16 protein-coding genes and 1 pseudogene are annotated in these 15,941 nt (G+C 64.5%); 9 read left to right on the top strand and 8 right to left on the bottom strand.

From position 1 onward, the window contains the following. Positions 1–2: 2 nt before the first annotated feature. From ddlA to DWF74_RS10655, 3 genes are all read right to left on the bottom strand, one after another. Positions 3–1,097, bottom strand: coding sequence for a D-alanine--D-alanine ligase (gene ddlA, locus DWF74_RS10645; RefSeq protein ID WP_115580925.1), 1,095 nt, complete (start codon positions 1,095–1,097; stop codon positions 3–5). Between the two features lie 45 nt (positions 1,098–1,142). Next, positions 1,143–1,622: a GNAT family N-acetyltransferase gene (locus DWF74_RS10650; protein WP_060841067.1), complete on the bottom strand. Its 480-nt coding sequence runs from the start codon at positions 1,620–1,622 to the stop codon at positions 1,143–1,145. 74 nt (positions 1,623–1,696) lie between these two features. Then, complete coding sequence (locus DWF74_RS10655) at positions 1,697–2,338, bottom strand: LysE family translocator (RefSeq protein ID WP_115580926.1); 642 nt, start codon at positions 2,336–2,338, stop codon at positions 1,697–1,699. A gap of 242 nt (positions 2,339–2,580) precedes the next feature. On the opposite strand from DWF74_RS10655, the gene DWF74_RS10660 reads away from it, so the two are divergent. From DWF74_RS10660 to DWF74_RS10675, 4 genes are all read left to right on the top strand, one after another. Then, positions 2,581–3,390 carry an AraC family transcriptional regulator gene (locus tag DWF74_RS10660; RefSeq protein ID WP_102860222.1) on the top strand — a complete coding sequence of 270 codons (810 nt, stop codon included), beginning with the start codon at positions 2,581–2,583 and terminating at the stop codon, positions 3,388–3,390. A gap of 80 nt (positions 3,391–3,470) precedes the next feature. Beyond that, the gene (locus tag DWF74_RS10665) at positions 3,471–3,857 is read left to right on the top strand and encodes a cupin domain-containing protein (RefSeq protein ID WP_102860221.1); all 387 of its coding nucleotides are present in this window, start codon (positions 3,471–3,473) and stop codon (positions 3,855–3,857) included. Positions 3,858–4,114: 257 nt separating this feature from the next. Beyond that, the gene (locus DWF74_RS10670; protein WP_115580927.1) at positions 4,115–4,729 is read left to right on the top strand and encodes a biliverdin-producing heme oxygenase; all 615 of its coding nucleotides are present in this window, start codon (positions 4,115–4,117) and stop codon (positions 4,727–4,729) included. Then, complete coding sequence (locus tag DWF74_RS10675; RefSeq protein WP_115580928.1) at positions 4,726–6,966, top strand: ATP-binding protein; 2,241 nt, start codon at positions 4,726–4,728, stop codon at positions 6,964–6,966. The genes DWF74_RS10670 and DWF74_RS10675 overlap by 4 nt, the downstream gene beginning before the upstream one ends. A gap of 35 nt (positions 6,967–7,001) precedes the next feature. Here DWF74_RS10675 and DWF74_RS10680 read toward each other — a convergent pair whose 3' ends face one another. Continuing rightward, positions 7,002–7,901 (bottom strand): LysR substrate-binding domain-containing protein, encoded by a 900-nt coding sequence (locus DWF74_RS10680; RefSeq protein WP_102860218.1) that lies wholly within the window; start codon positions 7,899–7,901, stop codon positions 7,002–7,004. A gap of 102 nt (positions 7,902–8,003) precedes the next feature. On the opposite strand from DWF74_RS10680, the gene DWF74_RS10685 reads away from it, so the two are divergent. Beyond that, complete coding sequence (locus DWF74_RS10685; protein ID WP_115580929.1) at positions 8,004–8,933, top strand: DMT family transporter; 930 nt, start codon at positions 8,004–8,006, stop codon at positions 8,931–8,933. A gap of 7 nt (positions 8,934–8,940) precedes the next feature. On the opposite strand, the gene DWF74_RS10690 is transcribed toward DWF74_RS10685, so the two are convergent. Further along, on the bottom strand, positions 8,941–10,347 hold the full coding sequence (locus DWF74_RS10690; RefSeq protein WP_115580930.1) for an MFS transporter: 1,407 nt from the start codon (positions 10,345–10,347) through the stop codon (positions 8,941–8,943). A gap of 96 nt (positions 10,348–10,443) precedes the next feature. On the opposite strand from DWF74_RS10690, the gene DWF74_RS10695 reads away from it, so the two are divergent. After that, the gene (locus DWF74_RS10695) at positions 10,444–11,328 is read left to right on the top strand and encodes a LysR family transcriptional regulator (protein WP_102860215.1); all 885 of its coding nucleotides are present in this window, start codon (positions 10,444–10,446) and stop codon (positions 11,326–11,328) included. A gap of 66 nt (positions 11,329–11,394) precedes the next feature. Here DWF74_RS10695 and DWF74_RS10700 read toward each other — a convergent pair whose 3' ends face one another. Further along, on the bottom strand, positions 11,395–12,000 hold the full coding sequence (locus DWF74_RS10700) for a flavin reductase family protein (protein ID WP_110652201.1): 606 nt from the start codon (positions 11,998–12,000) through the stop codon (positions 11,395–11,397). 161 nt (positions 12,001–12,161) lie between these two features. Here DWF74_RS10700 and DWF74_RS10705 point away from each other — a divergent pair, with 161 nt between their 5' ends. The 3 genes from DWF74_RS10705 (at position 12,162) to DWF74_RS10715 (ending at position 14,536) form a co-directional block, all read left to right on the top strand. Further along, the gene (locus DWF74_RS10705; RefSeq protein ID WP_115580931.1) at positions 12,162–12,935 is read left to right on the top strand and encodes an SDR family oxidoreductase; all 774 of its coding nucleotides are present in this window, start codon (positions 12,162–12,164) and stop codon (positions 12,933–12,935) included. Between the two features lie 110 nt (positions 12,936–13,045). After that, entirely contained in the window at positions 13,046–13,951 is a 906-nt protein-coding gene (locus DWF74_RS10710) for a LysR family transcriptional regulator (RefSeq protein ID WP_102860212.1), read from the top strand. A gap of 57 nt (positions 13,952–14,008) precedes the next feature. Next, entirely contained in the window at positions 14,009–14,536 is a 528-nt protein-coding gene (locus DWF74_RS10715) for a GNAT family N-acetyltransferase (protein ID WP_115580932.1), read from the top strand. 57 nt (positions 14,537–14,593) lie between these two features. On the opposite strand, the gene DWF74_RS30985 is transcribed toward DWF74_RS10715, so the two are convergent. Continuing rightward, a complete protein-coding gene (locus DWF74_RS30985; RefSeq protein WP_240322061.1) occupies positions 14,594–15,202 on the bottom strand; it encodes a methyl-accepting chemotaxis protein in 609 nt (202 codons plus the stop codon). Beyond that, positions 15,185–15,910: pseudogene (locus tag DWF74_RS30990) on the bottom strand (PAS domain-containing protein); the annotation flags it as partial. The gene DWF74_RS30985 and the pseudogene DWF74_RS30990, both read right to left, overlap by 18 nt. Positions 15,911–15,941 lie beyond the last annotated feature (31 nt).

Here is a 15,941-nt window from a genome sequence, read left to right on the forward strand (position 1 = left end):
CTTCAGCGGTTGATTTTCAGACCTTGCCGCTCGGCATGGCGCTCCAGCGCCAGCTCGATCAGGCGGCTCACCAGCTCGCTGTAACGCATGCCGGCGGCCTGCCATAGCTTGGGGTACATGCTGATGCGGGTGAACCCGGGCAGCGAGTTGATTTCGTTGATCAGCACTTCACCGTCGTCGGTGAGAAACACATCGACCCGGGCCAGCCCGGAGCAGCCCAGTACCTGGAACGCCTCGATGGCCAGGGCGCGGATGCGTTCGCTGTACTCGACGCTGATGTCCGCCGGCACCAGCACCTGGGCCGCGTCTGCGTCGATATACTTGCTGTCGTAGGAATAGAAACCGTTGCCGACCACGATCTCGCCGCAGCCACTGGCGATCGGCTGGTCATTGCCCAGCACCGCGCATTCGATTTCCCGCCCGCGCACCGCGGACTCCACCAGCACCTTGTGATCGAACCCCAGGGCTAGCTCCACTGCGGCGTCGTAATCGGCCTCGTTGTCGACCTTGCTCACCCCCACCGAGGAGCCCTGGTTCGCCGGCTTGACGAACAGCGGCAGGCCGAGCTGGTCCCGGGCCTGAGCAAAGCCGTAGCGACCACGAGTGGCACGGGTCAGGGTGATAAACGGCGTCACCGCCAGCCCGGCATCGCGCAGCAAGCGCTTGCTGATGTCCTTGTCCATGCACACCGCCGAGCCCAGCACATCGGAGCCGACAAAAGGCAGGTCGGCCATGCGCAGCAGGCCCTGCAGGCAACCGTCCTCACCCAGGGTGCCGTGGACGATAGGGAAGATCACATCGACATGCCCCAACAGCTCCTGGCTGCTGGTTTCCACCAGTTGCTGACTGGCCTTGCCCGGCACCACCGCCAGTTCGCGGTTGGACTGGTTGAGGGCAATCAGCGCCGGGTTTTCCTGGTTGATCAGAAAGTTCGAGGTGTCGTTGAGGTGCCAGTGCCCCTGCTTGTCGATGCCGATCAGCACCGGCTCAAAGCGTGAGCGATCCAGGGCATCGACGATGTTGCGCGCCGACTGCAACGACACTTCGTGTTCGGCCGAACGGCCACCAAAAATAATTCCGACCCGCAACTTGCTCATGAATGGTTTCCGTTAAAAAAATGTTCGCTGACGGTTCTCTTGGTTTCAGCTGGGGCTGTAGCGCAAATGGATCAACGCCACCCGCTCCTGCTCCTTGTTCTTGCGCTCTTCGATGGCGAACGGCACGAAGCCCAGCTTCGGATAGAACAGCAAGCCCGCCACATTGCTGTTGAAGCAGGACAGCGTCACCTCGCTGGCCTGGTGCTTGCTGCGAGCGATATGGATCATCTGCCCGATCAGTTGCGCTCCCAGGCCCGCGCCGCGCACCTCTGGGTCGACGATGACATTGCCGATGGTGCAGGTGCCGCCACTGGCCCAGCGATAGAAGTTGGCAAAGCCCACCACCTGCCCATCCAACTCGATCACCGTCGAGTCGCTGCGCTGGGCGATGGAGTCGCGCAGCTGTTCGTGGGTCAGCGGCCAGGTGGCGGCGGGAAAGAAGAAATACAACTCCTGGGGATTGCCCACGAAACTGCAGATCCGCGCAATGTCCGCCTCTGCTACCGGGCGAAAAACAACAGCCATGTTCAGTCTCCTGATACGGGGACGGGTCGTCCTTGTTGGGGGGCGTATCCTGGCCAGCGCAAGGCGCCGGCCGCTCAACGGTTGGCCAGCAGATGCCCGCCAAACAGCACATAACAACCACCAGCCAGACGGTCCAGCCAGCGACGGGCCCGGGCGTAGAACCCGGCCACCCGGCTGCTGGCGAAAAACAGCGCCACGCAGCAGTACCAGGACAGCGACAGGCCGGCCATGATCAGCACCGCCAGTCCCAGCAGCAGAGGTGGCGGGGAGGCCGGCATCGACGTGGCAAAGATGGTGGCCACGAACAGCGCCGACTTGGGGTTGGTCATGTTGCCGAGAAAGCCCAGCCGGTAGGCCGAGAACAGGCTGCGCTCAGCATGGACCGCGCCATTGGCGGTTGGATTATCCAGGGCCGGTTTGCGCTTGAACTGCTTGAGTCCCAGGTAGATCAGGTAACAGCCACCGGCGACCTTGAACAACACGAACAGCGCCGGCGCCGCGCTGAACAGCGACTTGATGCCCAAGCCTCCCGCCAGCCCCCAGAGCACGGTGCCGCTGGCCACCCCCAGGGAGGCAAACAGGCCATGGCGCCGCGAGCAGCTCGCCGCCAGTTGTGCTGTGGTGAAAAAGTTCGGTCCTGGGGTGATCACCGCCACGCTCCAGAGCAGGGCCAGCGACAACAGCGGGGCGAGGTAAACCAGGTATGAGACGTGCATGAGCGCAGGTGGCCATGAAGGGGATCCGGGTGAACGACGCTACTCCACTCGCGCCTGCCCAGGCAACCGCCGATTGGCCTCGCAATCCTGCTCAAGCCGTCGGCCGCCGCGCTGCGCCTGATCCATCCTGCAAGGCCCCCCTTCTTCCGGTAGAACTGCCACGGCGTGAGCCGAGGGACAAGACAGCCAGCGCGCCCCTGAGTTAACGTACCGCCCTCGGCTTCATCCATCAGGACCGTTCCATGGCCAAACCCACCGCTGTCACCGACTGGGTTCACCGCGCGCCGCCCGCCCGGGGCCTGGAGCGCATCGAGGCGTATTTCGCCGGCCATGGTTATGACATGCACCGCCACGACACCTACGCCATCGGCCGCACCCTGCGCGGGGTGCAGAGCTTCCAGTACCGCGGCGGCTGGCGCCACAGCCTGCCTGGGGCCACCATGGTCCTGCACCCCGACGAGCCCCACGACGGCGAGGCCGGCACCCACGACGGTTTTCACTACCGCATGCTGTATGTCGAGCCGGCGCTGATCCAGCAGATCCTCGGCGGCCAGCCACTGCCCTTCATTGCCGGCGGCCTGTCCAATGACCCGCGGCTGTTCGCCGCCACCGAGACCCTGCTGCGCAGCGTCGACGGCCCCCTCGATCCGCTGGAACAGGAAGACGCGCTGTTCGACCTGGCCCACGCCTTGAACAGCGTGTCCGGAGTCCCGCGGTCCCGCCAGCGCTTCGACTACGTAGCGGCAGAACGCGCCCGAGAGTACATCCACAGCGCCCTGGACCGGACCCTCACCCTGGACGAGTTGGCAGCCCATAGCGAACGCGACCGCTGGAGCCTGTCCCGGGACTTTCGCCTGCTGTTCGGCACCAGCCCCTATCGCTACCTGAGCATGCGCCGCCTGGACCTGGTCCGCGCCCTGCTGGTGCAGGGCCAGTCCCTGGCCAATGCGGCGCTGATGGCGGGTTTCTCCGACCAGAGCCACATGACCCGACAGTTTCGCCAGACCTACGGCCTGCCTCCCGCTCGCTGGCTGAAGATGCTCGGCCGCTGAGCCACACACGATCGTTCAAGAAGCCGGCGCCCCTAGCTGTTTACCCTCAGTGCTCATTCATCACTGAGGTGGACCGCAACATGCAAAACCCTGCCCCGCAAGACGCCTACCAAAGCATCAACTTCGCCAACAAACTCGGCCTGTTCAGCGAACACTGGACCCCCAAGGTGATCGCCGAGATGAATGACTACCAGTTCAAGATCTCCAAGCTGCAAGGGGAGTTCGTCTGGCACAGCCACGCCGACACCGACGAAACCTTCATCGTGCTCGACGGCCTGCTGCACATCGACTTTCGTGACGGCCAGGTGTCCATCGGCAGCGGCGAGATGTTCGTGGTGCCCAAGGGCGTCGAACACAAGCCCTGGGCCGAGCAGGAGGTCAAACTGCTGCTGATCGAGCCCAAGGGCGTGCTCAACACCGGCGATCAAGGCGGCGAACGTACGGCACAGAACGACGTCTGGATCTGACCCCGGCCCGAATCTGCAAGGTGGAAAAGGGAATTTCCACCGCACCGGTGAGGTCAGACGCTTTGACACGCCACTCAATCAACGCTGCTGACCGACCGACGGTGTGACAAAACCCCTACGTCGAGGGAAAAAGCACGGGTAAAGTGACGCTCCGATTTTTTCTGTGCGATGGCTCTATCGCGGGGATGCCAGCCTGGCCCCGGCTTTTGATGACGCCCATGGCGCGTCCACTACCTGTTGCGACCCCTGATCCCTGCATGCCGACACCGCACCAAGCCAGCACCACGCCCACCCTGCTTCAAGACCTGCGCACCGGCACCGCGACCTTGCACGTTGCCCTGGAGAAACGCCTGCCGTTCTTCTGTGAGCGGCTTGATGCGCCCTGGTATCGACGCCTGATCCAGGCCTATTACGGCTTCTATCACCCCTTGGAAGCGACCCTGCAGAACAGCGGCCTGATCCCTGCGGGCTATGACCTGAGCCAACGTCTGAAGACCCCGACCCTGTTCGGGGATCTGCGTGCCCTGGGCTTGGATGTCGCCGGCATCGAGGCCCTGCCCCGCTGTGAGCAGCTGCCGCCTCTGGCCAGCGCCGGGGCCTGCCTGGGCGTGCTCTACGTACTGGAAGGCGCGACCCTGGGCGGACAGATTCTGCGCCGGGAAATGGCCCGGCGCCTGGATCTGGATGCCGACAACGGCGGCGCCTTTCTCGACGTCTATGGCACTGCCACCGGGCGGCGCTGGAAGGACTTTCTCGACTACCTGGGGCGCATGCCCGAAGACGCGAGCACACGCCGACACCTGGTCAGCGCCGCGCAATCCACATTTGCCTGTTTCGAACGCTGGCTCGACCGCCGCGAGGTGCTGCTATGACCCCCCAAGAATCCCAAACCTTCGAACAGTTGCTGGCCAATTGCGCCAACGAACCCATCCACTCTCCGGGAGCGATCCAGCCCCACGGTGTGTTGCTGACCCTGTGCGAACCGCAACTGCGCATCCAGCAGATCAGCGCCAACGTCGAGCCCCTACTGGGCCAGCCCGCCGATTCGCTGCTGGGTCACCCCCTGGAGCAGTTGCTGGGAGAAACGGACGCTCAACGCATCCGTGAAGTGCTGCAACAGGATCAGCTGTTCGATGCTCCGCCGCTGCACCTGTCACTCAACGGAACACCTTTCGAAGCCCTGCTGCATCGCCATCAAGGGGTGCTGATGCTGGAGCTGGAAATCCAGCCCGATCACCCACAGCACCAGCACCTCAAGCAACAGACCGAGAATCTCGGGCGCCTGCTGCGGCGCCTGCAAGCGGCCAGGACCCTGCACGAGCTGTACGCCATCAGCGTCAGCGAGATCCAGGCCATGACCGGCTACGACCGGGTGCTGATCTACCGCTTCGAGGAGGAAGGCCACGGCCAGGTGATCGCCGAAGCCACCCGCCCCGACATGGAGGTGTTCAACGGCCTGTTCTTCCCCGCCTCGGACATTCCCCAACAGGCCCGCGAGCTGTACCGCAGCAACTGGCTGCGGATCATTCCCAATGCCGACTACCAGCCGGTGCCGCTGCTGCCGACCCTGCGCCCGGACACCCAGCAGCCCCTGGACCTGAGTTTCGCCACCCTGCGCAGCGTGTCGCCAATTCACTGCCAGTACATGAAGAACATGGGCGTGCTGTCGTCCATGAGCATTTCCCTGCTCAAGGACGATCAGCTCTGGGGCCTGATCAGCTGCGGCAACCGCCAGCCGCTGCTGGTGCCCCACGAACTGCGCATTGCCTGCCAGACCATTGGCCAGGTGCTGTCGTTGCAGATCAGCGCCATGCAAGCCCTGGACCTGAGCCGGCAGCGGGAAGAGAAAGTCGCCGCCCTGGCCAGCCTCGACCAGGCCATGCGCGACGCCAGCGGCAGCGTCTTCGACGGCTTGACCCAGGCGCCGCAGGTGCTGCTGGACCTGACGCAAGCCGGCGGTGTGGCGATCATCGAGGACAAACAGTTGCACTGCTTCGGCCAGTGCCCGCCCCAGGACGAAATCCGCGCGCTGCATCGCTGGCTGCAAGGCACGGGGGAAGCGGTGTTTGCCAGCCATCACCTGGCCAGCGTGTACCCGCCGGCGGCGAGTTATCAACAGGTCGCCAGCGGTGTCCTGGCCATGAGTCTGCCCAAACCTGTGGATAACGGCGTGCTGTGGTTCCGCCCGGAGGTGAAGGAAAACATCCACTGGAGCGGCAACCCGCAAAAGCCCCTGGACCTGGAAAACTCCGACGCCGGCCTGCGCCTGCGACCGCGCACCTCGTTCGAGATCTGGAAGGTGGAAATGGCCGGGATCTCCAGCAAGTGGAGCCACGGCGACCGCTTCGCCGCCAACGATCTGCGGCGCTCGGCCCTGGAACACGACCTGGCGCGCCAGGTCCTGCGTGAACAACAGGCCGTGCGCGCCCGGGACGAGCTGGTGGCGGTGGTGTCCCACGACCTGCGCAACCCGATGACGGTGATTTCCATGCTCTGCGGCATGATGCAAAAGGCCTTCAGCTCTGACGGCCCGCATACGTCACGACGCATTTCCTCGGCCATCGACACCATGCAACAGGCCGCCAGCCGCATGAACAACCTGCTGGAGGACTTGCTGGACACCTCGAAGATCGAAGCCGGGCGCTACAGCATCGCGCCACAGCCGCTGGAGGTGAGCCAGATCTTTGAAGAGGCCTATTCGCTGCTGGCCCCCCTGGCCCTGGACAAGGCCATCGACATCAGCTTCCACGCCGAGCCCGAGCTGACCATCCATGCCGATCCCGAGCGGTTGTTCCAGGTGTTGTCGAACCTGGTGGGCAACGCCATCAAGTTCACCCCCAAGCAAGGCAAGGTCGGGGTGGTGGCGATGTCCGACGGCGAGCAGATCGTCTTCAGCGTCCGCGACACCGGGGAAGGCATTCCCGCCGACCAGCTGCCGTTCATCTTCGACCGCTACTGGACCCTGAAGGAAGGCAACCCCAACGGCACCGGCCTGGGGTTGTACATCACCCAGGGCATCATCCAGGCCCACGGCGGCAAGATCGAGGCCCACAGCGAACCGGGCAAGGGCAGCGAGTTCCGCTTCAGTGTGCCCCGCGCCAGCCTCTGATCCAGGCAGCGGGGCTGGCACACCGCCCCGGGCGCTCATTCACTCGCCTGCGCCACCAGCCAGTCGCGAAACAACTGGCCGCTGGCAGACAGGCGCTTGTGCCGCACATGCACCAGAAAGTCTGCCTGCCCGGTGCGAAACGCCCACTGGCCGACGCGCTGCAACTCGCCTTGCGCCACCAACTCGCTGGCCATGAAATCCCAGCCCAGGCCCACCCCCATGCCCTGCTGCACGGCGCTGAACATCAGCGTCAATTGATTGAAACCCATGGCCCCTGGCGGCGCGCTGTAGTCCAGGCCGAAATGCCGGAACCAGTCGCGCCAGTCGATGCAGTTCCAGGCCGAGGCATCCAGCTGGATCAAGGGCAGCTCGGCCAGCTGCGCCAGCGCGTCAATGGCCGGCAACTCCAGGCGCCGGCTGGCGATGGGATAGACCATCTCGGCGAACAACGGCGTGGCGGTCAGGGACGACCAATGCCCGGCGCCGTAGAGAATGGCGAAGTCGTGTTCGGCCACGCTGGACTCGTCCATGTCATTGTTGGCGTGGATGCTCACGGTGATGTCCGGGTGCTGTTTGTTGAACGCCAGCAAGCGCGGAAACAGCCAGAACTGCGCCACTGCATGGGTGCATTGCACGGTGACGGTGTTGGCATCGCGCCCGGCCCGCAGGCGACTGACGCTGCGCAGTAACGCCTCCAACTGAGTGCTGACCTCGGCGAACAGCGAGGCACCGCTGGCGGTGAGTTTCACCCCCCGGGCCTGACGCTCGAACAGCTCGGTCTTGAGCGACAGCTCCAAGGCACGGATCTGCTTGCTCACTGCGCTCTGGGTCAGGCACAGCTCGGTGGCGGCGCGGGTGAAACTGGCGTTGCGCCCCACCGCCTCGAAGGTCACCAGGGTTTCCAATGGTGGCAAATGACGGGCAAAGCGGCTCATCAGGCATTCCCCGGAAGAATAGGTAGGTGCCTATATATCCTTTGTCCACTCGGTCAGCAATGACTAGGCTGCGCGCTTTGCTGAATCGCTGCGAGTGTGTGCATGAAACGCGGAGTTGCTTACGCCGCCCTGGCCGGTGCGGTCTGGGGCCTGGCCATTGTGGTGCCCAGCCTGTTGCCGGAGTTCAGTCCGCTGATGCTCAGCTGTGCCCGCTTCACCCTGTATGGTGCATTCTCCCTGCTCCTGGCTGCGCCCCAGGCCCGGGAGCTGCTGCAACGCCTGACCTGGAGCGATGCCGGGTTGCTGGTGAAGCTGGCGCTGACCGGCAACCTGATCTATTTCATGCTCCTGGCCAGCGCCATCCAGTGGGCCGGGGTAGCCAGCACCGCGCTGATCGTCGGCCTGCTGCCGCTGACCATTACCCTGGCCGGACGCGGCGACGCCGACGCCGTGCCCTTGCGCCGCCTGCGCTGGCCCCTGCTGCTGGTGTTCGCCGGCATCTGCTGCATCAACCTCGACACCCTGCTGACCGCGCCTGGCGATTCACCCGAGCTGGGCCAGCGCGCCCTGGGTCTGCTCTGCGCCTTTGGCGCCCTGCTGTGCTGGACCTGGTTCGCCACCGACAACGCCCGCTACCTCAAGGGCAGCCGTTTCAACAGCAGCCAGTGGTCGACCCTGTGGGGCATCACCACCGGGCTGATGAGCGCTCTGATCTGGCTGCTGGCGGAGACTTTCTCCCTGCCGGGCACCCAGGTCGAGGCCAGCGAGCAACGCTGGATGCTGTTCTGGGGCCTGAGCCTGTCCAGTGCCGTGCTGGGTTCCTGGTTCGGCAATCGCATGTGGAACGCCTCGACCCGGCGCTTGCCGCTGACGCTCAGCGGCCAGTTGATCGTGTTCGAGACCCTGTTTGCCCTGCTGTACGGTTTTATCTGCCTGCAACACCTGCCGAGCCTGCTGCAAAGCTCGGCGGCCCTGCTGTTGCTGGCCGGGGTGCTGTGGGCCGTGCGCCGCCACTTGCCCCAGCCCCACTGAACGCGCCTCAGCCCTGGGCCACGGAACAGGCCGGCAATGCCGGTGAGACCCGGGGCAAGCGCAGCGCCAGCAGGGCCCCGAGCAAGGCCAGCAGGGCGCTGGCCGCAGTGGCCATTTCAATGCCATGAGCCTGATTGCCCTCAGGGCTCAAGGTATTGGCCAGGGACACCAGCAGCGCCAGCCCCAGGGCCCCGCCGATTTGCTGACTGGTGGAGGCCACCCCCGCTGCCACCCCTTGCTCGGACGCTGCGATACCCTGCCCGGCCGAGACCCACATCGAGGTCCAGGTCATACCCTGGCCGATGCTCATGACCACGATTCCCGGCAACAGGCCGACAAAACCGCTGCTGCCGGGCAAAGCCAGGTACATCATGCCGATGCCCAGCGCCCCGAGCAGCAAGCCGCTGACCAGGGTCGCCCGCAAGCCGATGCGCAGCAGCGCCCGTTCCGCCACCCAGATCCCGGCTGTGCACAGCAGGGTCGAAGGCAGGAACGCCAAGCCGCTCTGCAACACGCTGAACTGGTAGACCTGTTGGAAATACAGGCTGAGAAAGTAGTACTGCACGCCAAAGCTGCTCATGAACAATGCAGTAATCACCATGGCCATGCGCAGTTGTGGATAACCCAGCAAACGCAGCGGCATCAGCGGGTCCGGGCTGCGCTGTTCGAGTCGGACAAACAGCCAGAGCAACGCCAGGGACAGCATCAGGCAAGCCAGGGTCGTCGGCGCGGTCCAGCCCCACTCCGGCCCCTGAACAATGGAAAACACCAGCAAGGTGCCCCCCAGGGTCACGGTCAGGGCACCGCGCAGATCGAACTGACGGCCACGCGGGCGCGCCGGGTCGGCGGGAATCCAACGTCGGGCCATCAGTGCGCAGGCACCGGCCAGGGGCACGTTGACCAGGAACACCGCTTCCCAGCCCCAGTACTGGGTCAACACCCCGCCCAGCAAGGCCCCCAGGGCCAGCCCCGCCGCCGAGGCCGCGCTCCACACCGCAAAGGCGCGGTTACGGGCCGGGCCTTCGGCGTACCAGGTGTTGATCAGGGCCAGGGTGGCCGGGAACAGCATCGCCCCGCCCACGCCCTGCACGGCCCGGGCCAGCACCAGCAACAGGGCGCTGCCGCCCAGGCCGCCGGCCAGGGACGCCAGGGCGTACAGGGACTGGCCAATGATGTAGAAACGCCGCTTGCCCAACAGGTCCGCCGCACGCCCGCCCAGCAGCAGGAAGCCGCCAAAGGCCACACTGTAGGCGCTGACCACCCACTGCAATTGCTGGGCGGAGAACCCCAGACGCTGGCCAATGTCCGGCAGGGCAACAAAGACGATGGTGGCGTCCAGGGCGATGATCAACTGCGCGGTGGCCAGCAGTAACAGCATCCAGCCCGACGGCTTGGCTAACGGGGTCGCGGACATTGCGAAAATCCTTGTCTGAAATAGGCGGCGCCCAGTGTCATCGATGCCGTTTAAATGATAAATACGCCACTTCCTCTTTCAGTAATGACTTTAATCATGGATCTGAACGCCCTTCGCCTGCTGGTCCGGGTGGCCGAGACCCGCAGTTTCACCCGGGCCGCCGGCGACCTGGGGCTGACCCAATCCGGCCTGTCCCGGGCCATTTCCCGCCTGGAACAGCAACTGGGCGTGCGCCTGCTGCAACGCAATACCCGCAGTGTCAGCCTGACCCCGGACGGCCAGGTTCTGGTGGACCGGGCAGGACCGCTGCTGGCAGAACTGGCCCATACCGAGCACTTGCTGCTGGACCGCCGGGACTCTCCCACCGGAGCGCTGAAGATCAGCACCCCTTCACTGTTCGGGCGCAAGGTGGTGATGCCGGTCATTGGCGAGCTGACCACCCGCTATCGCGAATTGAGCATCGAGGCGGTCATGACCGATCGGGTGGTGGACATCATCGACGAAGGCTTCGACGCAGTGCTGCGTACCGGGGTGATCAACGACCAGCGCCTGATCGCCCGCCCCCTGGCGCCCCTGCGCTGGGTAACGGTGGCGGCGCCGGCTTATCTGCAGCGCCATGGCACGCCCCGGCAACTGGCGGACTTGCAGCAGCACAACTGCCTCACCGTGCGCAACCTGCGCAGCGGCCGCCTGGTGGACTGGCAGTTCATGGACCAGGGCAAGCCTCTGGACCTGGCGGTGCAGGGGCGGCTGATCTTCGACATCGGCGATGCCCTGGTGGACGCGGTGCTGGGCGGCTTCGGCATCGCCCAGTTGATGGAGTTCGCCGTGCGCGATGCCATCGACGCAGGCCATCTGGTGCCGATTCTCCAGGCCCATGACGGGCGCTGCCGGGAACTGTCCCTGGTCTACCCGCCCTCACGCCAATGCTCGCCGAAACTCAACGCCTTCGCCGACGCCCTGGGCCAGGTGAGCTGGTAGCCAAGACCCGGTCGGCGGCAGAGCGCTGGACTTGCAGGTGCTGGATCACGCCCAGCAGACGTTGACTCAAACCTCACCGGCCTGGGGCAACTGACGACCATCAACGGCGTCGCCAATGGTCAGGAAATGCCCACCCGCTACATGGTGCAGGGTGCGCAGCGAGTCCTGGCCCTCGAAGTGCCAACGCCCTTCGCTGAACACTCGGGCATCGGCCTGGGCCGCAATCACCTCACCGAGGAACAGGTCGTACTGCTGGTGATTGTGGGGCTCGGGCAACAGCCGGCATTCCAGCCAGGCCACGCAACCTTCCAGCAGCGGAGCCTCAAGGGCCTGGCCGGCAAAGGTCGACAAACCATAGGCGCAAAACTTGTCGCGCCCGGCGTGGTGCAGCTCCAGTCCGGAGCTGTTGCCCAGGCTCTGCACAATGTCCACTTGAGCGGCGCAGGGCACGTTGAGGACGAAGGTGCCCGAAGCCTCCAGCAGTTGCCGGGTCCAGGTGGACTTGTCGAGCACCACGGCAACTTTCGGCGGCTCGAAATCCAGGGGCATCGCCCAGGCCGCGGCCATGATATTGCGCTGGCCGCCATGGGCCGCGCTGACCAGCACCGTAGGACCGTGATTGAGCAGGCGGTAGGCCTTTTCCAGAGGGACCGAACGACGAAATGCAGGCATGGCAGGCTCCTGAAAAAAATCCGATTGTAGCCCTATCCAGCCCTATGGCAGACCGCGGCATTGGATGGATTTTCTGGATAATCCGTCCAGCCGCCGACGGCTTATCCGCGCCCTTCCAAAGACTAGACTCAGCCTTCACCAACCGTCGAAGGAGCCGCACCATGGCCGATCATTCCCTGAACAACAAAGTCGTGCTGATTGCCGGAGGGGTGAAAAACCTCGGCGGCCTGATTGCCCGTGATCTTGCCAGTCACGGGGCCAAAGCCGTGGCCGTGCACTACAACAGCAGCGCCAGCCAGGCCGACGCCGAGCGTACCCTGGCGGCGCTCAAGGACCTGGGGGTCGAGGCCCACGCCTGGCAGGCCGACCTCACCAGCGCCAGTGCCGTGGAGCGTCTGTTCAGCGAGGTCAAGGCGCGTTTCGGCAAGATCGACATCGCCATCAACACCGTGGGCAAGGTGCTGAAAAAACCCATAGTCGACATCAGCGAAGACGAGTACGACCAGATGTTTGCGGTCAATGCCAAGAGCGCGTTCTTCTTTATCAAGGAAGCCGGCAAACACCTGGAGGACAACGGCAAGCTGGTGACCCTGGTGACGTCGCTGCTGGGAGCCTTCACCCCGTTCTATGCCGCCTATGGCGGTTCCAAGGCCCCGGTGGAACACTTCACCCGGGCCGCCGCCAAGGAGTTCGGCGCCCGCGGCATCTCGGTCACCGCTGTCGGGCCAGGCCCCATGGATACACCGTTCTTCTACCCTGCCGAAGGGGAGGACGCGGTGGCCTACCACAAGAGCGCTGCGGCCCTGTCGCCTTCGAGCAAGACCGGACTCACTGATATCGAGGATGTGGTGCCCTTCATTCGTCACCTGGTGACCGAGGGTTGGTGGATCACCGGTCAGACCTTACTGATCAACGGCGGCTACACCACCAAGTAATCCTGGCGCCCAAGGGGTAAATTGGCCTGCCGAGCCGCTGCATCGATCGCCTCGGACGATGCCGCGATCCATTGCCGCTCGGCGTCCCCCGGACCAGGATCGTTCATACGATGGATAAGCTTGAACAATACCGCGTGTTCATCCAGGTGGCCGACATGGGCAGCTTCATCAAGGCCGCCCATGTCCTGGAACTGCCACGGGCCACCGTCTCCTCCGCCGTGCAGCAACTGGAAACCGGCCTCGGCACGCGCCTGCTGCACCGCACGACCCGGCATGTGCAATTGACCGCCGACGGCGCCATCCTTCTGGAGCGAGCCCGGCGTCTGCTGGCGGATGCATCCGAACTCAGCCAACTGTTCCAGCATCGCCAGGTGGATGTCAGTGGACGTTTGAACATCGACGTACCCAGCCGCATCGCCCGGCGCCTGATCGTGCCCGCCCTGCCCCAATGGCTGGCGCAATACCCCGGCCTGCAACTGGCGCTGGGGGCCTGCGATCGCAGCATCGACCTGGTCCAGGAAGGCATCGACTGCGCGATCCGCGTCGGCAGCCTGGCGGACAGCAGCCTGATCGCCCGTCCCCTGGGACGCCTGGCGCTGATCAACTGCGCCAGCCCCGCCTACCTCGCCGAACATGGCGAGCCTCACAGCCATCAGGACCTGCAGAACGGCCAGTGGATGGTGGGCTACGCCTGCCCGGACACGGGTCGAGAGCTGCCCTGGGAATACCTGCAGGAAGGTCGCGAGCACCTGCTGGGCCTGCCCAGTCGGGTGATCGTCAACAACGTCGAGAACTACATTGCCTGCTGTCGCCAGGGCCTGGGGCTGATCCAGGTGCCGCGCTTCGATGTGCAGCATCTACTGGAGCGCGGCGAATTGGTGCAGGTGCTTCATGACCTGCCGGTGGCGCCCATGGAAATCAGCGCACTGTACCCCGACCGCCGCCATCGCTCGCGCCGTCTCAATGTGTTCATCGAATGGTTTGCCGAACTGATCAAACCGCACCTGGAGACTTGAAGCCGACCTGCAGAACGTGAGATGAAAGCGCCTCCAACGGATTGAGGCCACCGGACCATGACGCACCTGTACATCACCGCCCCGCAGCCTGACGACGTGCATGAACTGCTAGCTTTTGAACAAGAGAACCGCGCTTTTTTCGAGACCTCGATCAACGCCCGACCCGCCGCGTACTACTGTGTCGAAGGCGTCGCCGAAGCCATCGCCCAGGCTCGACAGGACGCCGAAGCGGATCGCGGCTATCAATTCCTGATCCGTGAAAACTCACAGCTGGTGGGACGCATCAACCTGCACCGGGTGCAGCGCGCCTACTTCAATTGCGCCGAACTGGGCTATCGAGTGGGCGCCCGCTTCAACGGCCGCGGCATCGCCAAGACGGCGGTGGAGCAAGTCCGGCAACGGGCCTTCGGGGAATTGCAACTGAGCCGCATCGAAGCCAACGCCCGCCCGGAGAACCTCGGCTCGGTGCGGGTACTGGAAGCATCAGGATTCTCCTGCTACGGCCATTCACGCCGCAGCTTCCTGCTGCACGGGCAGTGGTTCGACCGTTTGCATTACGAATGCCATGGGCCGTTGCAACACTGAAACCCTCCGCGTCCGCTGGGCCAGGCGGACGCGAAACTTGAACCCTCAGCGTGACACTCAGCTGGACAGCTGACTGGCGAACTGCCCCACCGCGCCCACCACTTTCTGCGCACCGTCCTGGATCTCGACAATCACCGCGCCGGCCTCCGCCGCCAGGGTCAGGCCCTGCTCGGCTTGCTGGCGACCTTCGGCCATCAGTTCCACCGCCGAGCGGGCCATGTCCTGGTTGTGCCGGACCACACCGACGATTTCGTCGGTGGCGTTGCTGGTACGCGAGGCCAGTTGCCGGACCTCGTCGGCGACCACGGCGAAACCGCGCCCCTGTTCACCGGCCCGAGCGGCCTCGATCGCCGCATTGAGGGCCAGCAGGTTGGTCTGCTCGGCAATCCCGCTGATGGTCTTGACGATGCTGCCAATCACCAGGGACTGCTCGTTCAGGGCTTCAATACCGTCACCGGCGTCTTGCATGCACTTGGCCAGGTCACGCATCACGTCCAGGGTTTGAGTGACCACCGCCGAGCCGCGCTGGGCGCTGGTATCGGTTTGGCGGGAGATGCTGTAGGCGATGTCGGCAGCCTCGGCCACCGAGCGTTCCTGGTTCACCTGCTCGGTGATCACGGTGGCGAACTTCACCACTTTGTACAGCTGGCCGTTGGCATCCAGCACCGGGTTGTAAGAGGCGTCGAGCCACACGACACGCCCCTGGCTGTCGATACGCTTGAAGCGGTCGGCGACATACTCGCCAGCGTTCAGGCGCGCCCAGAACTCCTGGTACGACGGCCCCTCATATTCCTGGGGTTCGCAAAACAGACGGTGGTTCTGGCCCTGGACTTCATCGAGGCGGTAACCCATGCAGGCCAGAAAACGCGGGTTGGCGGTCAGCACCCGGCCTTGCAGATCGAACTCGATCACCGCAGTGGAACGCAGCAACGCCGCCATCAGGTTTTCATGCTCGCAGGCGCTTTCCACCGACGCCGTCTGGTCGCTGCAGATCAGCGAGTAGTGGTCCAGGCGTCCGGCGCTGTCATGGATCAGCTGCACGCAGGTATGCAACCAGGCGTCGCGGCCGTCGCCCCGCTGCAGGCGCAACTGGCCGATGTAGCCTTCGTTGCGCCCCAGGGCCGCCTGGAAAGTGCGATACAACTGCGTCGCCTGGGTGTGGCGCGACACAATCTGCTCCAGGGGCTGCCCACAGAGCTGTTGGCCATCAAGGCCCAGGGTGCGTGTGAAGTTCTGGTTGACCCGACGGATCACCCCCTCGCCGTCCAGTTCGATGCTGAGCACCTGGGTTTCCAGACAGGCCTTGAATTGCTGCAGAGCATTCAGCTCGTCGCTCAAGGTGGCAAGCTGTTGCTTCAAACGTTTGTTGAACATGGATACACCGACAGACTAAGAGTGGATACAG

Origin of the sequence: Pseudomonas protegens, from assembly GCF_003363755.1 — a bacterium.
GTDB lineage: Bacteria > Pseudomonadota > Gammaproteobacteria > Pseudomonadales > Pseudomonadaceae > Aquipseudomonas > Aquipseudomonas danubii.